16 protein-coding genes are annotated in these 15,379 nt (G+C 53.2%); 11 read left to right on the forward strand and 5 right to left on the reverse strand.

Annotated features, from left to right (window positions below; translation table 11 throughout):
• Positions 1-3: 3 nt before the first annotated feature.
• The 4 genes from ACSSVV_RS19645 to ACSSVV_RS19660 form a co-directional block, all read right to left on the reverse strand.
• A complete protein-coding gene (locus ACSSVV_RS19645; RefSeq protein WP_454106843.1) occupies positions 4-2,007 on the reverse strand; it encodes a hypothetical protein in 2,004 nt (667 codons plus the stop codon).
• Between the two features lie 125 nt (positions 2,008-2,132).
• Positions 2,133-2,471 (reverse strand): type II toxin-antitoxin system RelE/ParE family toxin, encoded by a 339-nt coding sequence (locus tag ACSSVV_RS19650; RefSeq protein ID WP_454106844.1) that lies wholly within the window; start codon positions 2,469-2,471, stop codon positions 2,133-2,135.
• A gap of 5 nt (positions 2,472-2,476) precedes the next feature.
• The gene (locus tag ACSSVV_RS19655) at positions 2,477-2,758 is read right to left on the reverse strand and encodes a type II toxin-antitoxin system ParD family antitoxin (protein WP_199452280.1); all 282 of its coding nucleotides are present in this window, start codon (positions 2,756-2,758) and stop codon (positions 2,477-2,479) included.
• 221 nt (positions 2,759-2,979) lie between these two features.
• Positions 2,980-4,380 (reverse strand): flagellin N-terminal helical domain-containing protein, encoded by a 1,401-nt coding sequence (locus ACSSVV_RS19660; RefSeq protein WP_454106845.1) that lies wholly within the window; start codon positions 4,378-4,380, stop codon positions 2,980-2,982.
• A 301-nt stretch (positions 4,381-4,681) separates the two neighbouring features.
• Here ACSSVV_RS19660 and ACSSVV_RS19665 point away from each other — a divergent pair, with 301 nt between their 5' ends.
• Complete coding sequence (locus tag ACSSVV_RS19665) at positions 4,682-5,239, forward strand: hypothetical protein (protein WP_454106846.1); 558 nt, start codon at positions 4,682-4,684, stop codon at positions 5,237-5,239.
• Positions 5,240-5,315: 76 nt separating this feature from the next.
• On the opposite strand, the gene ACSSVV_RS19670 is transcribed toward ACSSVV_RS19665, so the two are convergent.
• Positions 5,316-5,507: a hypothetical protein gene (locus ACSSVV_RS19670; protein ID WP_454106847.1), complete on the reverse strand. Its 192-nt coding sequence runs from the start codon at positions 5,505-5,507 to the stop codon at positions 5,316-5,318.
• Positions 5,508-5,782: 275 nt separating this feature from the next.
• Between ACSSVV_RS19670 and ACSSVV_RS19675 the strand changes: the two genes are divergently transcribed.
• From ACSSVV_RS19675 to ACSSVV_RS19720, 10 genes are all read left to right on the forward strand, one after another.
• Entirely contained in the window at positions 5,783-6,106 is a 324-nt protein-coding gene (locus ACSSVV_RS19675) for a nucleotidyltransferase family protein (RefSeq protein ID WP_454106848.1), read from the forward strand.
• Between the two features lie 151 nt (positions 6,107-6,257).
• Positions 6,258-7,301, forward strand: a complete 1,044-nt coding sequence (locus tag ACSSVV_RS19680) for a hypothetical protein (RefSeq protein ID WP_454106849.1) — start codon at positions 6,258-6,260, stop codon at positions 7,299-7,301.
• Positions 7,302-7,465: 164 nt separating this feature from the next.
• The gene (locus ACSSVV_RS19685; protein ID WP_454106850.1) at positions 7,466-8,857 is read left to right on the forward strand and encodes a flagellin N-terminal helical domain-containing protein; all 1,392 of its coding nucleotides are present in this window, start codon (positions 7,466-7,468) and stop codon (positions 8,855-8,857) included.
• Between the two features lie 69 nt (positions 8,858-8,926).
• Positions 8,927-9,358 carry a flagellar protein FlaG gene (locus tag ACSSVV_RS19690; protein WP_454106851.1) on the forward strand — a complete coding sequence of 144 codons (432 nt, stop codon included), beginning with the start codon at positions 8,927-8,929 and terminating at the stop codon, positions 9,356-9,358.
• Positions 9,359-9,580: 222 nt separating this feature from the next.
• Positions 9,581-11,566, forward strand: a complete 1,986-nt coding sequence (fliD, locus tag ACSSVV_RS19695) for a flagellar filament capping protein FliD (protein ID WP_454106852.1) — start codon at positions 9,581-9,583, stop codon at positions 11,564-11,566.
• A gap of 21 nt (positions 11,567-11,587) precedes the next feature.
• Entirely contained in the window at positions 11,588-11,992 is a 405-nt protein-coding gene (fliS, locus tag ACSSVV_RS19700) for a flagellar export chaperone FliS (RefSeq protein ID WP_454106853.1), read from the forward strand.
• A 133-nt stretch (positions 11,993-12,125) separates the two neighbouring features.
• On the forward strand, positions 12,126-13,337 hold the full coding sequence (locus tag ACSSVV_RS19705) for an argininosuccinate synthase (protein WP_369611806.1): 1,212 nt from the start codon (positions 12,126-12,128) through the stop codon (positions 13,335-13,337).
• A gap of 104 nt (positions 13,338-13,441) precedes the next feature.
• The gene (locus tag ACSSVV_RS19710; protein WP_199452265.1) at positions 13,442-13,642 is read left to right on the forward strand and encodes a DUF2281 domain-containing protein; all 201 of its coding nucleotides are present in this window, start codon (positions 13,442-13,444) and stop codon (positions 13,640-13,642) included.
• On the forward strand, positions 13,617-13,979 hold the full coding sequence (locus ACSSVV_RS19715; RefSeq protein WP_454106854.1) for a type II toxin-antitoxin system PemK/MazF family toxin: 363 nt from the start codon (positions 13,617-13,619) through the stop codon (positions 13,977-13,979). The genes ACSSVV_RS19710 and ACSSVV_RS19715 overlap by 26 nt, the downstream gene beginning before the upstream one ends.
• A 9-nt stretch (positions 13,980-13,988) precedes the next feature.
• Entirely contained in the window at positions 13,989-15,002 is a 1,014-nt protein-coding gene (locus ACSSVV_RS19720) for an AraC family transcriptional regulator (protein ID WP_454106855.1), read from the forward strand.
• Positions 15,003-15,379 lie beyond the last annotated feature (377 nt).

The following is a 15,379-nucleotide window of genomic DNA, read 5'->3' on the forward strand; positions in this document are numbered from 1 at the left end:
TGTTTAGCGCCGACGCTGAAAATACACGCTCAGGTTCTGCCCCATCAGACTTTGAACCTCACTCCCCAGAGCTTCCGCCTGGATCTGGCGCTGTACCGGGCCGGTGGCCAGGCTGTGGCCGTCTTCATCCCGGGCTTTGACCAGCTTCCACTCCACTTCATTACTCACCAGGGCCAACAGTTCTTTGAGCTGGTTGGCATCCTGCGGCCGGAACCATCGGTCGCGGCAGCCGCCCAGGCTGTAGAAGTCCTCGTCCTTCAGCAAATCCGCCCAGATGGCATCGTGCCGATTGGCCAGTACCATCCTGCGAAGCTGCCGCAAGGCGGTACGAGTGGGCTGCAGATTGTGCTCCGCGACCAGGCGGCGAATCTGTTTGTCACCCTGGGTTTGCTCGGCCAGCGCCGTGTGCATGTGCACAATGGCACCGGTGTTCGAGGCAGTATTGATCAGCGCGGCCAGAGATAGCTCGGTCATGGCTGGTGAGGGCACACGGCCCACTTCCACCCAATGGACCTTGTGACCATCGGCTACAAACCGCTGTGCGATGGACCAGGGCCAGAACACGATGTTGTCCATGTTCAGGCTCTGGGCCATGCGGGTGCCCTTGGCGATGTTCGCCAGGGATTCATCAACCGCGATCACTTCCACGTCGTCCAGATATTGAGCCAGCTCCATGGCCCGTTGGCCGGATTGTGCACCGCACACCATAATCCGCAACGTGGCGGGGAGGTTGTCGGTGTTCAGGCCGAGCTCCTGAGCCATCACGGCCTTCAGGCTGGTCTCCGTGCGATAGGCCAGCTGGCTCCACGCCGGCCATGCCTGGGGCACATCGGTTTTCTCCAGGCAGAGTTCCTCGGATTTTTCGTCAAAATTCTGCTTGATGGCCTCTTCTTCCGCCCGGTTGTAGTAGCTGGCTGCCATCATGGGTTGCATGGCCAGTGGCCAGTCCACCAGGTTCCATTGGCCGAGTTGTACTGCAAAGTTCTGGTGGAAGAGTGCGCCATACATGGCACTGATCATCAGCGAGCCAATCAGGGCTTCTTGAAGTTCGCCCACGGCAAATTGCGCCACGATGCTTTCATTGATGGTGGCCGCCAGGCGTTCCTCATCGTCTTCCGCGGCCAAAGCGAAACCGGTGCGGTCGGCGTATTCGGCGATGGCCAGGCAGAGGGGCTGCAGTTCGTCCCTCAGGCTGGCCGTTTGAGCGACCTCCGCCATGATGGCGCGACGAAGCATCACTACCAGTTGTTCTACGGCAGCATTGGGCATCAGGGTTTTCTGTAGCGCCAGAATAAGCAATTCGTCTTCGGCGGCAGCATCCAGGAAGACCTCGGCGTTCGGGTTATCCAGATCGTATTGTTGCTGGATGATCGCCCCGACAAAGCGGCCGATTTCCTGGTGTGGCAGGCCTTCCTTGCGCAGCAGGGCGATGGCGTCCAGCGCCAGATCACTGTCGGCTTTGTGAACCTGAAGGTGCTGCGCGCAGGAGAGCATGCCGGAATAGACAGAGTCCCATTCCGATCCGCTTTGGAGTAACTTTCGGTAGTGCAGGTAGGCAACATCAAACTGGCCTTGCAGCCGTTTGGCATGAGCGACCCCGCAGAAAGCGGCGGCAGATTGCCGGTCGCACTCCAGTGCCTGCAGGAAATACTCCTCCGCCAGGGCAGGGCGCTCGCTCTTCAGTGCCCAGTAGCCCAGGTTGCAATACTGCTGGGCCTGCGCCGGTTGCCGGTTCAGGCTGGCGTTGAACAGGGCATGGGCCTTTTCAAGCTGGCCATCGTCCATCTCGACCCGGCCGAGCAGGCCAAGGGCCGCTGCGTGATCGGCCTCCAGCGCCAGCGCCTGATTCAGGTATTCCCGGCATTCATTGCGCGCTTTCAGCCGCTGAATGTAGGAAAGCCCGTTGCTGTTGGACTCGCCATACGCCAGGTTTGCCTGGAGCACCAGGCGCGCGACCTGAGCCTGAACGGAGCGGGAAAGATGCGCGTTATGATGTTGTACTTGCATGGAACACCTCGTTACCAGCCAATATCCGATGCGGCAAAGGTCTGCAGTTTTTTGACGGTTTGCCGGGGTTTGGGGGAGGAGTTGCGAAAGGTGTGCCAGTTTGGGGTTTGGAGTCAGCCCCCAATTTATAGATGCTCGGCGAAATCCATTGAGTCGTGCAGGATTCGCACGACGACGAGCTTGCGTGCTGACATTTCAGGTATGGCTTTGAAAAACACTACATGTCGGGCTTTCTGAGACTCTCTCTGAATCCTTATACTTCTGATCCCCGGTAGGAGTTCAGATCTATCCGTTGCTAAAGGATGATCAGGGCCCCGCTCGGATAACTCTTGGATGGTATGCGCAATCAGCCCACTGTAACTCATAGCTTGGTGGATGCCGAAGTTGTCCCGCGTGTAGCGCACAATCTCTTCGAAATCTCTGGCAGCGTTTTGGGAAAGTTCCACCGTCCATAGTGGGTGCATGCTGTTTAGTCCTTTTTATTCAGTTCTGCGGCCCTGTTGATCAGGTAGTTTGTGATCGCTTCACCGGTGCCCAGTGTGACTGTGCGGCCATTATCGACGTCTGCAAGCCCTTCGGCTAAGGCTCCGCGAAGTTCGAGAAGCTTTTGCTGCAGTTGGACTTCCTTCTCTTCGACCAACCGCAGCCCTTCTCTCAGTACCTCGCTGGCATTTTGGTAGCGACCTGTCTTAACCAGGTTACTCACCAGTTGTGCCTGATGGTCTGTCAGAACTATATTTCTAGTTGCCATTATTCGGGGCCTCCCTGTGTCTATTGGCATATATTGCCATTTTGGTTATAGGGTTCCAAGCAGGAATATTGGATTCGACCCAAGTGCATTTTATTGGGTGAAATTTCTTGGGGTCAGGGTCAATTAGAAAGTTGGGAGTAGGTCAGTTGCAACTTTGTCGTTCAGCTAAAACCAAAACGGCCGGGTGTTTAACCCGGCCGTTTTGCACCACTTGGCGATCATTAACCCTGCAGCAACTGCAGCACCTGCTGAGGCCTGGCGTTAGCCTGAGCCAATACCGAGAGGCCGGCTTGCTGGAGAACCTGTGTTCGGGCGAGTTCGGCGGATTCGGCGGCAAAGTCGGCGTCCTGAATCCGGGAGCGGGCGGCTGAGAGGTTCTCGGAAGCGGTCGACAAATTGGCAATCGTGGTTTCAAAGCGATTTTGAACCGCACCGAGCTCAGAGCGAAGACCACTGATTTGTTCCAGTGCATAATCCACTGTGGTAATAGTGTTGGCGGATTCATCGCGGGTAAGGACGTTCATATCGTTAACGATAAGGTCTTCCTGTGTAAGAGTGCCCAACCCAAGGTCTGCAAGAGTTCCAGTCCCGCTCAGCGTAACTGTGTCGCCGATATCTGTGATGAGCTCAAGGCCTGGCTCAAAATTGGCGGTTGCTGCTCCAGTAATAGCCGCGCTTCCCAAAACGTCTGTTGTGCCATCGTCCTGGAGCTCAATCACGCCACCATTCTTGTCTGTCAGAATAATGTTGGTGCCAGCCGTATCTTTTGCTGCATTAATTCCGGTCTGCCCGGCTCTCTCGTTGATTTTGTCTATGGTCGAGTCGATGTCGTCGGAGTCTGTAATTTCAATACCGGTTCCATTAATGGTGATTGTTGCAGGGCTATCTGCAGCGGCTGGCGCGCTGAATGCACCAGTATCTACAATCGTCTCACCCGCCTTTTGCGCCGTAACATTAGTATCTGGGCTGACTAAGTTGATTTGATTAATGAGGTCTTGCCCAGTGGTTGCTGAAGACAGGTCTACGTCCACACCATTAATGCTTAACGATCCGGCTGTGCTAAAGCTTGTAATATTGCCTTGATCAAATGTTGTTCCAGAAGAGACGGAAGCGCCGAGTTTAGAGCCTCGTGCATCAACTCCGTCCACTCCGATCGTTTGATTTGCATTGGCTCCAACCTGAAAGCTGAAATCTGCAAAGCTTCCATCCAGAATGTTACGCCCGTTGAACTGAGTTGTACTTGCAATTCGGTTAATTTCGGAAATCAGCGCTGAAACTTCCTGGTTCAAAGCCTTACGGTCCGAAGGAGAGTTGGTGTCGTTAGCGGACTGTACCGCCAGTTCACGGATTCGCTGAAGCGCGTTGGTGGTTTCTTCAAGAGCACCTTCAGCGACCTGCGCAAAGGAAATGCCGTCATTGGCGTTTCTGATGGCTTGGTTCAGCCCGCGGACCTGGGAGGTGAAGCGCTCAGAAATCGCCAAGCCTGCAGCATCGTCTTTGGCAGAGTTGATGCGCAGACCAGAGGACAGCCTTTCGAGGGCGACGTTAGCGTCTCCCTGGGATGTATTAAGGTTGCGTTGAGCGTTTAGCGAAGCGATGTTGGTGTTGATGACCTGAGGCATATCTATTCTCCTGCTCAGAGGCGCCGAAAACCAGATGCCCGATATAGAGGGGGAACCCTTGCCGGCGGAAATTCGTTAAATTGCCGTTTTGCCGGATACCTAGCGAAGGGTGTGCCAGTTTTAAGAAAGTGGCTTTATCTGGCTGTTTTAATTGATGGTTTTTAGGTCAGGTTTTGAACAGGGTATTGCCTGGTGCCGGAAAGTTGGCGTGGGGGATGGGAAAAGGGTTGCCGGTTTTGTGGAGTTGGGATGGTACATTTCACCCTGCGAAATGTACTGGGTCTGACCCCAGCAGAAGGCGGTGTGTTCGAATTGCCACTCTCTGCAAACTGCGACGTTCAAGCTGCGCGATGTGCCGTTCAGCGATGGGAGCGGTGCCGTCAAAAATGTGCTGGTTGGTGTGTGCGATAGTTGTAGCGAAGTGTGCTTGCTGCCCCACCAATCCACACCCATGGTTCATAAGCAGTTAGAGGCACAGCGAAAGAGCCTGGAAACCCGATTGCCGGCTCACCTGCTTGATGTTCTGAACCTGGCTGCAGCAGAAGTTGGTGGTTCGCCGGAATTTGTTTCCTGCCTGATGAAGTACTACATCCACAAGTTGGCAACTAGCCCCGACATCGCTCGAACTTTGCCCGAGAAATTGGGCAATCCACTGGCTCTTGGCAAAGCGGACAAAAGGCTGTCGCTGAAGGGACGGCGGGTGATTGAGGAGCTGGAAGCGGTTAAACAAGCGGCCCATATGGCCAACACCACAGACGTTATCAAATGCGTCATCCTGATTATCAATGAGGATGTTCTGCTAAAGAAAGCACCGGTGCAATTGAGGGAGCTTGAGTCGATTGTCTCGGCGGTTGCCTGATGCGGTTGGTGTCTATACGGGCATAGGCATCATTACATTTCACTCCTCCAAATGTCCTGGGGTCTGACCCCAAATTTCAAACTTGCGTATCTTCAGGCTTCTCCTGACAAGGTGCGTCATCGCCATGGAAGCAGGCGGCACCATTTTCGTAGGTTACATAATAATGCCCAAGCCTACGCTTGCGCTCGAGTTCCTTTTCAACTGCGCGAGAAAGACTTTCAAGAATGGTTGCTGCTGATATTGTCTGGCCATCCGCGTTCTGGGTCACTTGAGAGACTCCTGAATTAAAAGGTGATACAGCCCTGACCCGTTCGGGCCAGCGATAACCCAGCAGGTAGGGATGTGCAATGTTACGTGTGCTCTCAATCAGTAAGTTCGGATGGAGTATAGCGAAAGGTGCTGGGGCTATCGAGCAATTGGGTGGGGTGGGCGCCAGTACATTTCACCCCACCAAATGTCCTGGGGTCTGGCCCCAAAGGTACATGGGGCTCTGTTATCGGGCTATGATAGAGTCTACGCATTCTCGTGACCGGGTAGAGCATCATGGCAGAGACCCCCATTCCAGATATCTTCAAAGAACACGCCGGCGACCTTGCAGAACTCTGTAGGCGTCATCATGTCAGCCACCTTGCGGTTTTTGGGTCGGCCACAACGGACCGTTTCCGGGAGGAAAGTGACCTGGATTTTCTTGTGTCGTTTGAAGCTGGCTTGTCAGCTCGACAAACAGCTGCTGCTTTCTTTGATTTGAAACTTGAGTTGGAGGCACTTTTCAATCGGCCCGTTGACCTGATCACCAAGGCCTCGTTAACAAATCCGTATTTTCGGCAATCCGTGTTGACGGGCCAGAGGGAGCTTTATGCAGCCTGAGGCTCTCAAGTACCTATTCGATATTAGAGAAGCGGCCCTGAAAATTCGCCGGTTTACCGATGGAAAGGCAGAGGGTGATGATCTTTCAGGCGGAGTTGATGCCTGACTGATTGCTGGGCCTGACGCCAAATCTCAAAAAAAGGAGGCTTCAGTGCCAGCAAATCTCAAAAAGGCCTTGTATTTCCCAACCATCTCCTTGCCGAAAGAGTCTGCCATTGCCAGTGCAATTTTATACTGGGACAAACTGTATTCTGTTGTTCCGTATGAGCATGTTCAAAGGCCCGATGAACTGTTAAGTCCGTTCATGCAGGAACTCAGTGCAGAGTGCGGCGTTAATCACCTCGTGCCTTACCTCCATTTGCATGAAGTTCCAGATTTTAGCGAGCGCTTTATCGGGTTTCTTGAAAGAAGTAGCACCGATCACGGGAATAGCTTTCAGACCCACAGGACTGTTCGTATCCATGCGGAGAAGCTACTGGAAATTCCGGAGTATCTTGTGAACAAAGGGTGGGCCACGAAGGGTGAGGGTGAGTGGTATCTCGTCAATGCTGTCGTTGCGGATTACTTTATGGTCTATCTTGCATTAACGCTCGGAAGTTTACGTACGATTAATGCAACACCGTTTACGACCAGCTCACACTTGGCCGGCATTATCGGAGGAGCGCAAGTTGAGCTGCAATCCATAAATGATTTGAAATGGCAGGAAAAGGTTCGATTAGCAGTTCTGCCGGAGATAGATATTGAGGGGCTTGACCTTAATAGGCTGATGGCATTCAAGCGCGAGCACGCCTCGTCTGCGCAGCAGTTAAGGGGCGAAGCGGAGAGAATATTAGGTAAAATTCTTTTAGAAAAGACAGATGCCCGGAAAGAGGAAGCTTTTCAGGATTATCTATCACGTTTCACTAGAAGAGTGCATTGCTTTGAGCGCGAGGCTGCCGAATATCGTATCAACATGTCCAGCAATGTCATTATGCCGACATTGGGTGCTGGACTTTCTTTCGCAGCAAGCCTTGAAGGCAATAAAATTGCTGCAGCTGGAGCGGCGATCAGTTTTTTGGCGATGGCGTCGGATGCTGTCAAAAGTATCCACCGGAAGAATAGGATCACCAGAGAGTATGGCGGTGCGGTAACTTTTGTTGCCGGAGTGCGGCGGAATTTGGGTGTGGCCTCTGGGCCACAATCAAACTTACTTTGATCTCAGAATTTACGTTTTACATTCCTTTACAAAATCGTTGAAATTTTTTCTAAAGCAACCGGGTGGGGTGCCGTTAAGTGGAGTAACAGGGCGGCGCTTCCAAACCAAAAAAGAGCGCCAGACCTTTTCCATGAAATAACGACATTTGTCGAAGGAGAAGTATTATGGCTCTCGGTATTAACACTAACGTTGCGTCTCTGTCTGCTCAGAATCAGTTGAACAGCTCTCAAAAGTTGAACGATCAAGCGTTAGAGCGTCTATCCTCCGGTCTTCGTATTAACTCGGCGAAAGACGATGCGGCAGGCTTGGCCATCTCAACTCGATTTCAATCCCAAATTTCTGGGCTAAATGTTGCTCAGCGTAATGCGAACGACGGAATTTCCTACGCTCAGACAGCTGAAGGGGCTCTTGGTGAGATTACTGGCGCTCTCTCAAGAATTCGTGATTTGGCAGTGCAGTCCGCAAACGACACTAACTCTGCTTCAGATCGTCAGGCGCTCAATCAAGAAGTTAGCGCGTTGATTGAGGAGGTGGATCGAATTTCTCAAGCTACGCAATTCAATGGACAAAGCATTCTGAATGGCGCTCTTGATAGCCTGACCTTTCAAGTCGGTGCCAATGCTGGACAAACGATTAGCGTTCAAGGTGTTGATACGCGCGCTAGCCAACTCGGGGCAGCTGTAACCACTGCTCAAGCAAGTGTTACGAACGGGGCGATCACTACCCTTGCTGGAGATGGATTGACCATTAACGGTATTGCAATTGATGGGACCAACGTTGCCAACGGCAGTGATCTGGTTGAAAAAATCAATGCCAAGAGTGTTGAAACTGGTGTCAGTGCGTCTCGCGAGACTGAAACCAGGATTGAAACCGGCTTGTCGGGAGCAACCACTCTTGCCGCCGACCGTACTCTGAAGCTAAATGATGTCAGTATCACGCTTTCATCGGGGCTGGGTGCTCAAGGGGTGGTAGATAAAGTAAATCAATTCTCTACCGAGACTGGAGTAAAGGCGAGCTTAAATGACAGTGGGCAGGTTATCTTCTCCGATAGTGATGGTGGTGATATCAAGGCGGAAATTTCCGATGCAACCGAGTTGACCGGGGTAGCGACCAGTTCAACAACTTATGAAGCTGGGATAAAACTGTCTACCAAAGTTGGTGGATCCATTTCGGTGAGCGCTGGCACTCCGGCGAATACTACCCCTGTCTTCGGGGGCACAGGTGGCTTGACCACGGCTGCTGATACGCTGAATAAAGTTGATATTTCCGATCGCAAGGGTGCATCTGACGCAATTAACACAATTGATAAGACGCTTGATCAGGTCAATAGTTTGCGAGCTGAGTTGGGTGCGGTCCAGAATCGCTTTGAGTCTACAATCTCGAATATCGCATCTACGGCTGAAAACCTGAGTGCTGCCAACAGCCGGATCCTGGATGCAGACTTCGCGGCCGAAACCGCAAAGCTCTCCAAGTCTCAGGTACTGCAGCAGGCCGGTATCTCCGTCCTGGCTCAGGCGAACGCCCGTCCGCAGCAGGTTCTGTCCCTCCTGCAGTAAGGGGCTAGCGGTAACAGCCGGAATCTTCGGGTTCCGGTTTCCGCCGTTTGAGGATAGCGAGGTGAAGCTATGAATGACGTTAACCTGAACAACCCGAACCTGAAACTGGTGAATGCCGGTGATCAGGCCCCGGTGAAGGCGCTGTCGTCATCTCAGGCCGAGGGCCGGAACGCCCCTGACCTTGCTGCTTCGACTGTCGGCGCAGCCCAGGTTCAACGCAACGTTGCTAATGAAGCCTCCAAAGCCGAGCGGCTGCAGGAGCGAAACGAGGCGCAGCGTGAAGAGCTGGACCAGGCGGTCAGCCAGCTGAACGATTTTGTTCAGAATGTGCAGCGGGATCTGCAATTTGAAGTGGATAACGAAATGGGCCAGACCATTGTTAAAGTGGTTGATCAGCAAACCCAGGAAGTCATCCGCCAGATTCCGGATGAAGTGGCTTTGAGGTTGGCAGAAAAATTGCAGCAGGACGAACCGCTGACGTTGTTTAACATCAAGGTGTAAAAGCTTGCCGCTTTTGCGCGGATGACTACAACGGTATTTCAGCACCGCCGCACCTGAGAAGGTCCGGCGGTGTTCTGCGTTATGGCTGCACCCGGTCTGATTCGGGGCTATGCTTGGTTTAACGCGTTGTTACAAATTTTTGCGCCATTAGGGCAAAGTTTTGCCGCTTTCGGCCGATACACAGTTCAGTGAAGACATTGGCCCCCTTGAGGAGGCATGGTTATGGCAGGTATATCATCGTTGGGAATTGGTTCCGGGGTACTGAACTCGGACCTGGTGGATCAGTTGGTGGCGGCGGAGCGCAAACCCACTGAAACCCGTTTAACCCAGAAAACCCAGCAAGCCGAGGCGCTGTTATCCGCCTATGGCAAGTTGCGCAGTGCCGTAACGGAACTTCGTCTGCCTATGCGGCAGTTGAGCTCACCGGATAACCTCAAGGCCTTTTCTGCGTCTTCCTCCAATGACGATATCGGTGTTTCTGTCGATTCCACCAAGGCAAGCCGAGGCACATACAGTGTGGAGGTCACCAGTCTTGCTTCTGCTCAGGCATTGGCTTCCCGGGATGTGTTTACGGATCGTGACGCAACCAGCGTTGGGCAGGGCACTCTGGAGTTGTCGGTTGGTGACAAAATCACGAATATCACCATAGACAGCAGTAATGACACGCTTCAAGGCCTGGCGAATGCCATTAACGAAGCGGATGCCGGTGTTTCCGCTGGAATAATCGATACCGGTAGTGGATACCAGCTGGTGCTTTCTGCGGATGAGACGGGTACCGCCAACGCAGTCAGTATTTCTGTCACGGGCGATTCAGCTGGTACAGATACCGACAACACCGGCCTTTCACGTTTTGCCTTCAACGCGGGAATGGATGCGGACTCCGGCCTGAAAGAAACTATTACTGCCAGCGATGCGGTAATGGATATCAATGGTGTAACGGTTACCCGCTCCACCAACACGTTTGAAAATGTGATTGATGGACTGACCTTTGATATCAAAGAAACTGGCACCTCTACCATCAAGGTGGCTCAGGATTTTGGCGCGGTGGCAGACCGGGTTCAGGGCTTTGTTGATAAGTTCAACGCGCTGCAATCCACCATTGACAGCCTTGCCGGTTTTAATGCCGAGGCTGGTGTTGGCAGCCTGTTGACCGGCGATTCCACGGTTCGGACGATTCAGAGCCAGTTGCGGAATATTCTTACCCGCGTGGTGCCTGGCATGGAGAACGCCAGTGTTCGCAGTTTGGCCGATGTGGGTATCACCACTGATTTTGAGACCGGCGGCCTTGAATTCGACCGGGCGAAGTTCGAAGAAGTTCTTAAGGCTAATCCTGATGAGGTTACGGCTCTGTTTGCGGAGCAGGGGCGTACCACAGACGGCCAGGTGGAATTTGTGCGCAGCGGCTTGAATACGGAGCCCGGCGAGTATGACATCAATATTACCCAGGCCGCCACACAGGGGCAGCTGGTAGCTGGTTCGGCACTCGGCGCTACGTTCGATATTACCGATACCAATGATGATCTTGCTTTGACCGTGAATGGGGATATTACGGTTAACCTGAAGCTTACCCAGGGAAATGGCATCAGTCAGCAGGCGCTTCTGGATGATATTCAGGCTCAGTTGGACGCCAACAATGCTCTGAATGCAGCCGGTACCCGATTGCAGGTTGGTCTGGATGGCGGTGGAAACCTGATGTTCACGTCGGCGGACTACGGTAGCGATTCAAAAGTGGCCCTGGCATCCGCCGAAGATGCGGCCTTGTTTGGGCTGGATACTAACACCAGCACGGACGGCCTGGATGTGGCCGGTACCATTGATGGCCGGGCTGCGGAAGGCGACGGCCAGGTACTCTTCCTTGGAAATGGCAATGGTGGTGCTTCGGGGCTGCAGGTTCGAATTCTTGGTGACCAGACGGGTAATCGCGGTTCCATAACCTTTGTGGAAGGTGTGGGTGAGCGTACGGTTGATCTGGTAACCAACATTGTGGGCGCAGACGGCGCCATTGAATCCCGTACAGACAGTCTTAATCGCGAGCTTGAGCAGATTCAGGAGAGCCAGGTTCGTCTTGAGGAGCGTATTGCCGCTTATCGGGAACGTCTGATCAGTCAGTTCAGTGCGGCGGATTCCTTGATCTCGCAGTTGAACAGTACCCGGGATTATGTCACTCAGCAGTTGGCTGCACTGGCGCCACAGAACAATCGAGAGTAATACGGTGAAACGAGGTTATTTATGAACGGTTTACAAGCGTACCAACGCGTTAACACCCAAACCAGCATCACCGATGCCGATCCCCACAAGCTCATCCAGCTGTTGTACAGCGGTGCCATTGAGCGTATCAATATGGCGAAGGCTAAGATGCAGGCCAAAGATTACGCTGGCAAAGCGCAATTGCTGAACAAAGCGATTGAGATCATCGGCGGGCTTCGCTCGTTCCTCGATTTCGAGAAAGGTGGTGATCTGGCGGCGCGGCTTGAAGCTCTTTACGACTATATGGAGCGCACCTTGCTGGAAGGCAGTGCCCGCAACGATATGGCCAAACTGGATGAGGTGATTGAACTACTTCGTTCAATCAAAGAAGGCTGGGACGGCATCCGCGAAGAAGTGGTAACCCAGCAATCCCAAGCCGCTGGCTAACTTCGCACAATTACCTCCCATAGCGCCCCTATCCTTTGACAGGGTAGGGACTTTATAGCCATTCCCCCCGCCATCCCGTACAATGTTGCCCTTCTTTTCAACACATCCATTCTGTTCAGTCTGGAGCAAGGGCATGTCTGATATTAAAAAGGTGGTGCTGGCCTATTCCGGTGGCCTGGATACTTCCGTCATCGTTCGGTGGTTGCAGGATACCTATAACTGTGAGGTGGTAACCTTTACCGCCGATATTGGCCAGGGCGAGGAAGTGGAGCCGGCGCGCGCGAAAGCCGAAGCGCTGGGCGTTAAGGAAATCTACATTGAGGACCTGCGCGAGGAGTTTGTGCGCGATTACGTGTTCCCGATGTTCCGCGCCAACACCATCTACGAAGGCGAGTACCTGCTGGGCACCTCCATCGCCCGCCCGCTGATTGCCAAGCGCCTGATCGACATTGCCAACGAGACGGGTGCAGATGCCATCTCTCACGGTGCTACCGGTAAAGGTAACGACCAGGTTCGTTTTGAGCTTGGCGCCTATGCCCTGAAGCCGGGTGTGAAGGTGATCGCTCCCTGGCGTGAGTGGGATCTGAACTCCCGCGAGAAGCTGCTCAAGTACTGTGAAGAGCGCAACATCCCGGTGGAAATGAAGAAGGGCAAGAGCCCATACTCCATGGACGCCAACCTGCTGCACATCTCCTACGAAGGCATCAACCTGGAAGATCCGTGGGCCGAAGCCGAGGAAGACATGTGGCGTTGGAGTGTGTCTCCGGAAGCCGCCCCGGACAAGCCCACCTACGTGGAGCTCACCTACAGGAAGGGCGACATCGTTGCCGTAGATGGTCAGGAAATGAAGCCCCACGTGGTGCTGGAAACCCTGAACAAGCTGGCCGGTGAAAATGGTATTGGCCGCCTGGACATCGTTGAGAACCGCTACGTGGGCATGAAGTCCCGCGGCTGTTACGAAACTCCGGGTGGTACCATCATGCTGCGCGCCCACCGCGCCATTGAGTCCATCACCCTGGACCGTGAAGTGGCACACCTGAAAGACAGCCTGATGCCGCGCTATGCCGAGGTGATCTACAACGGTTACTGGTGGTCTCCGGAGCGTGAGGCTCTTCAGGCGCTGATCGACCAGACCCAGAACTACGTGAACGGCACCGTTCGCCTGAAGCTGTACAAGGGCAATGTAGACGTGGTCGGCCGTAAGTCTGAAGATTCTCTGTTCGATGAGAAGATCGCCACCTTTGAAGAAGACCAGGGTGCGTACGATCAGAAAGATGCGGAAGGCTTTATCAAGCTGAACGCGCTGCGCCTGCGGATTGCCGCTGGCAAAGGTCGCAAGCTTTGATGTAGGCCATGCCAGTCAAAAACGCCCAGCCCAATGCTGGGCGTTTTTGTGTCTGACGTGCGATACTGACTTCCTGAGAGTAACTGAACCGACAGGAGAGAACGATGGATAACCGGGTTCAGCAAGTTGCCAAGAAACTGGAGCATCTGCCGCCAGAGCGCTTGGCAGAGGTTGAAGATTTTATTGATTTTCTGAGCCAGAAAGATCGTGAACGCCATGTGCGCAGGGATTTTGCGCGGGGAGCAGAGGCTTCTTTTCAAAAGGTATGGGACAACGAGGATGATGCAGCCTACGACAAACTTTGAATTTGGCGATGTGGTTCTGGTCAGCTTTCCATTTACGAATTTGAAAACCACGAAAAAACGCCCTGCCGTGATTATAAGCTCTGAAGCATACCAGTCTTACCGTCCAGACCTTGTAATAATGGCGCTTACCAGTCAGATAAGAGACCCGCTTAGTTTTGGTGAGGCTTTTATAGCGGATTGGCAGCAAGCAGGTCTACTTAAGCCCTCTGTGATGAAGCCATTGATCGCAACGGTTGAGCAATCTATCGTAGTGAAGCGAATGGGTTCCCTGAGTACAAGTGATCGAAATCAGTTGAAAACTGTCCTTCATGGAATTCTCGAACTGAATAACAAATAGAAAAATAATATGTCAGAATTCGGAACAGCATCTGTTGCTGCGCTCCGCCAGTATGTTCGCTATGCGGATTCCAAGGGTATTCATACCGAAAAGTTGTTCCGTATAGCTGGCCTCGAGCCAACTCTCCTCGATACCGACGACGGCCGACTGAGCGGCGAGCAATTCCAGACCTTCATTCGTTTGTTGGTTGAAGCGTCTGGTAGTCCTGTTCTTGGCCTTGAAACGGGAGATTTTGTCCAGCCCGGCTCCTACAGTGTGCTGGGTTACATCACCATGAGCTGCGCCACACTGGGGGAGGCCGTTACCCGCATTGCGCCCTACGAGAAGTTGGTGGGGGATATGGGTACAACTGGTCTGCGGATGAAAGGGCACGAGGTTTCACTGGTGTGGACCTGTAATTTTACAGACCCTGTGGTTTGGCCTCATGTCGTTGACAATGTGTTTGCGTCCTGGATTAGCTATGCCCGTTGGTTAGCGGACAATGATAATGCCTATCCAATCAGAGTTTCTCTCCAGCGTTCATCGCCAGGGCCCATTTATGAGGCGGAGTATCGTGAGCGCTGGGGTTGTCCGGTAACGTTCGAGGCGCCAGAGAATGTTGTCACCCTTCATCAGGATTTACTCACCACCCGCCTGCGTCAGCCAGACCCGCTATTGAGAAAAACCCTGGAAGCCCACGCATTGTCTCAGTTGGCGTTGCTCGACACCGACACGGATCTGACCAGCAAGGTAAAGCAAAGCATCCAGAAACAGCTCGCCGATGGCATTACCCGCCAGGATATGGTTGCCGAAGATCTGGGGATGACCAGCCGTACCTTGCAGCGGAAGCTGAGCCAGGAAGGGGTGTCTTATCAGAAGTTGCTGGATGAGGTGCGCCAGCAGATGGCGGAGGACTATTTGCAGAATACCGGTATGAGTATTCCGGATATCGCCTTGCGCCTGGGCTACAGCGAAACCACGTCGTTTCATCGCAAGTTCAAGGCAGCGACCGGTAAAACGCCCGGGGATTTTCGCAGGCAATAAAAAAGCCAGCTTACGAGAGCTGGCTTAAGAAATTCGGAAAGAACGAAAGTGCCTGAAAAATTCGTTAATCCTGCGGAATCAGCTTGCGGTACCCATATGGCGGCGGAGGTACTACTCGGCTCCTCCGCCATGGGTGGATACTGCTTGATTCCACAATCTCAGAATAAGCCTGTTCGCCTTTCCTGTCTGTTTGTGAAGTGTGTCCCAGTGTTACTGTTTGTGATCGCTACACACCTTCCCGTATCTCCGGGGTGGTTTCGGTGAATCGGCGGGTTTCATAGGCGTAACCGTCCGGTAAACCCATCTTGAGCCAGGCGCTGCGGCCGTCAGGATAGTGTCCACTTATTTTTAAGTGGACACTTAACATGACCAACATA

The sequence above is a fragment of the Marinobacter sp. MBR-105 genome (assembly GCF_053628895.1).

What these genes read in the sequence shown, in the direction of transcription:
- ACSSVV_RS19685 (WP_454106850.1), top strand. Translation starts at nt 7,466, where the DNA reads ATGGCTCTCGGTATTAACACTAACGTTGCGTCTCTGTCTGCTCAGAAT.
- ACSSVV_RS19645 (WP_454106843.1), bottom strand. Translation starts at nt 2,007, where the DNA reads ATGCAAGTACAACATCATAACGCGCATCTTTCCCGCTCCGTTCAGGCT.
- ACSSVV_RS19720 (WP_454106855.1), top strand. Translation starts at nt 13,989, where the DNA reads ATGTCAGAATTCGGAACAGCATCTGTTGCTGCGCTCCGCCAGTATGTT.
- ACSSVV_RS19655 (WP_199452280.1), bottom strand. Translation starts at nt 2,758, where the DNA reads ATGGCAACTAGAAATATAGTTCTGACAGACCATCAGGCACAACTGGTG.
- ACSSVV_RS19705 (WP_369611806.1), top strand. Translation starts at nt 12,126, where the DNA reads ATGTCTGATATTAAAAAGGTGGTGCTGGCCTATTCCGGTGGCCTGGAT.
- ACSSVV_RS19690 (WP_454106851.1), top strand. Translation starts at nt 8,927, where the DNA reads ATGAATGACGTTAACCTGAACAACCCGAACCTGAAACTGGTGAATGCC.
- ACSSVV_RS19710 (WP_199452265.1), top strand. Translation starts at nt 13,442, where the DNA reads ATGGATAACCGGGTTCAGCAAGTTGCCAAGAAACTGGAGCATCTGCCG.
- ACSSVV_RS19715 (WP_454106854.1), top strand. Translation starts at nt 13,617, where the DNA reads ATGATGCAGCCTACGACAAACTTTGAATTTGGCGATGTGGTTCTGGTC.
- ACSSVV_RS19650 (WP_454106844.1), bottom strand. Translation starts at nt 2,471, where the DNA reads ATGCACCCACTATGGACGGTGGAACTTTCCCAAAACGCTGCCAGAGAT.
- ACSSVV_RS19675 (WP_454106848.1), top strand. Translation starts at nt 5,783, where the DNA reads ATGGCAGAGACCCCCATTCCAGATATCTTCAAAGAACACGCCGGCGAC.
- ACSSVV_RS19660 (WP_454106845.1), bottom strand. Translation starts at nt 4,380, where the DNA reads ATGCCTCAGGTCATCAACACCAACATCGCTTCGCTAAACGCTCAACGC.
- fliS (WP_454106853.1), top strand. Translation starts at nt 11,588, where the DNA reads ATGAACGGTTTACAAGCGTACCAACGCGTTAACACCCAAACCAGCATC.
- fliD (WP_454106852.1), top strand. Translation starts at nt 9,581, where the DNA reads ATGGCAGGTATATCATCGTTGGGAATTGGTTCCGGGGTACTGAACTCG.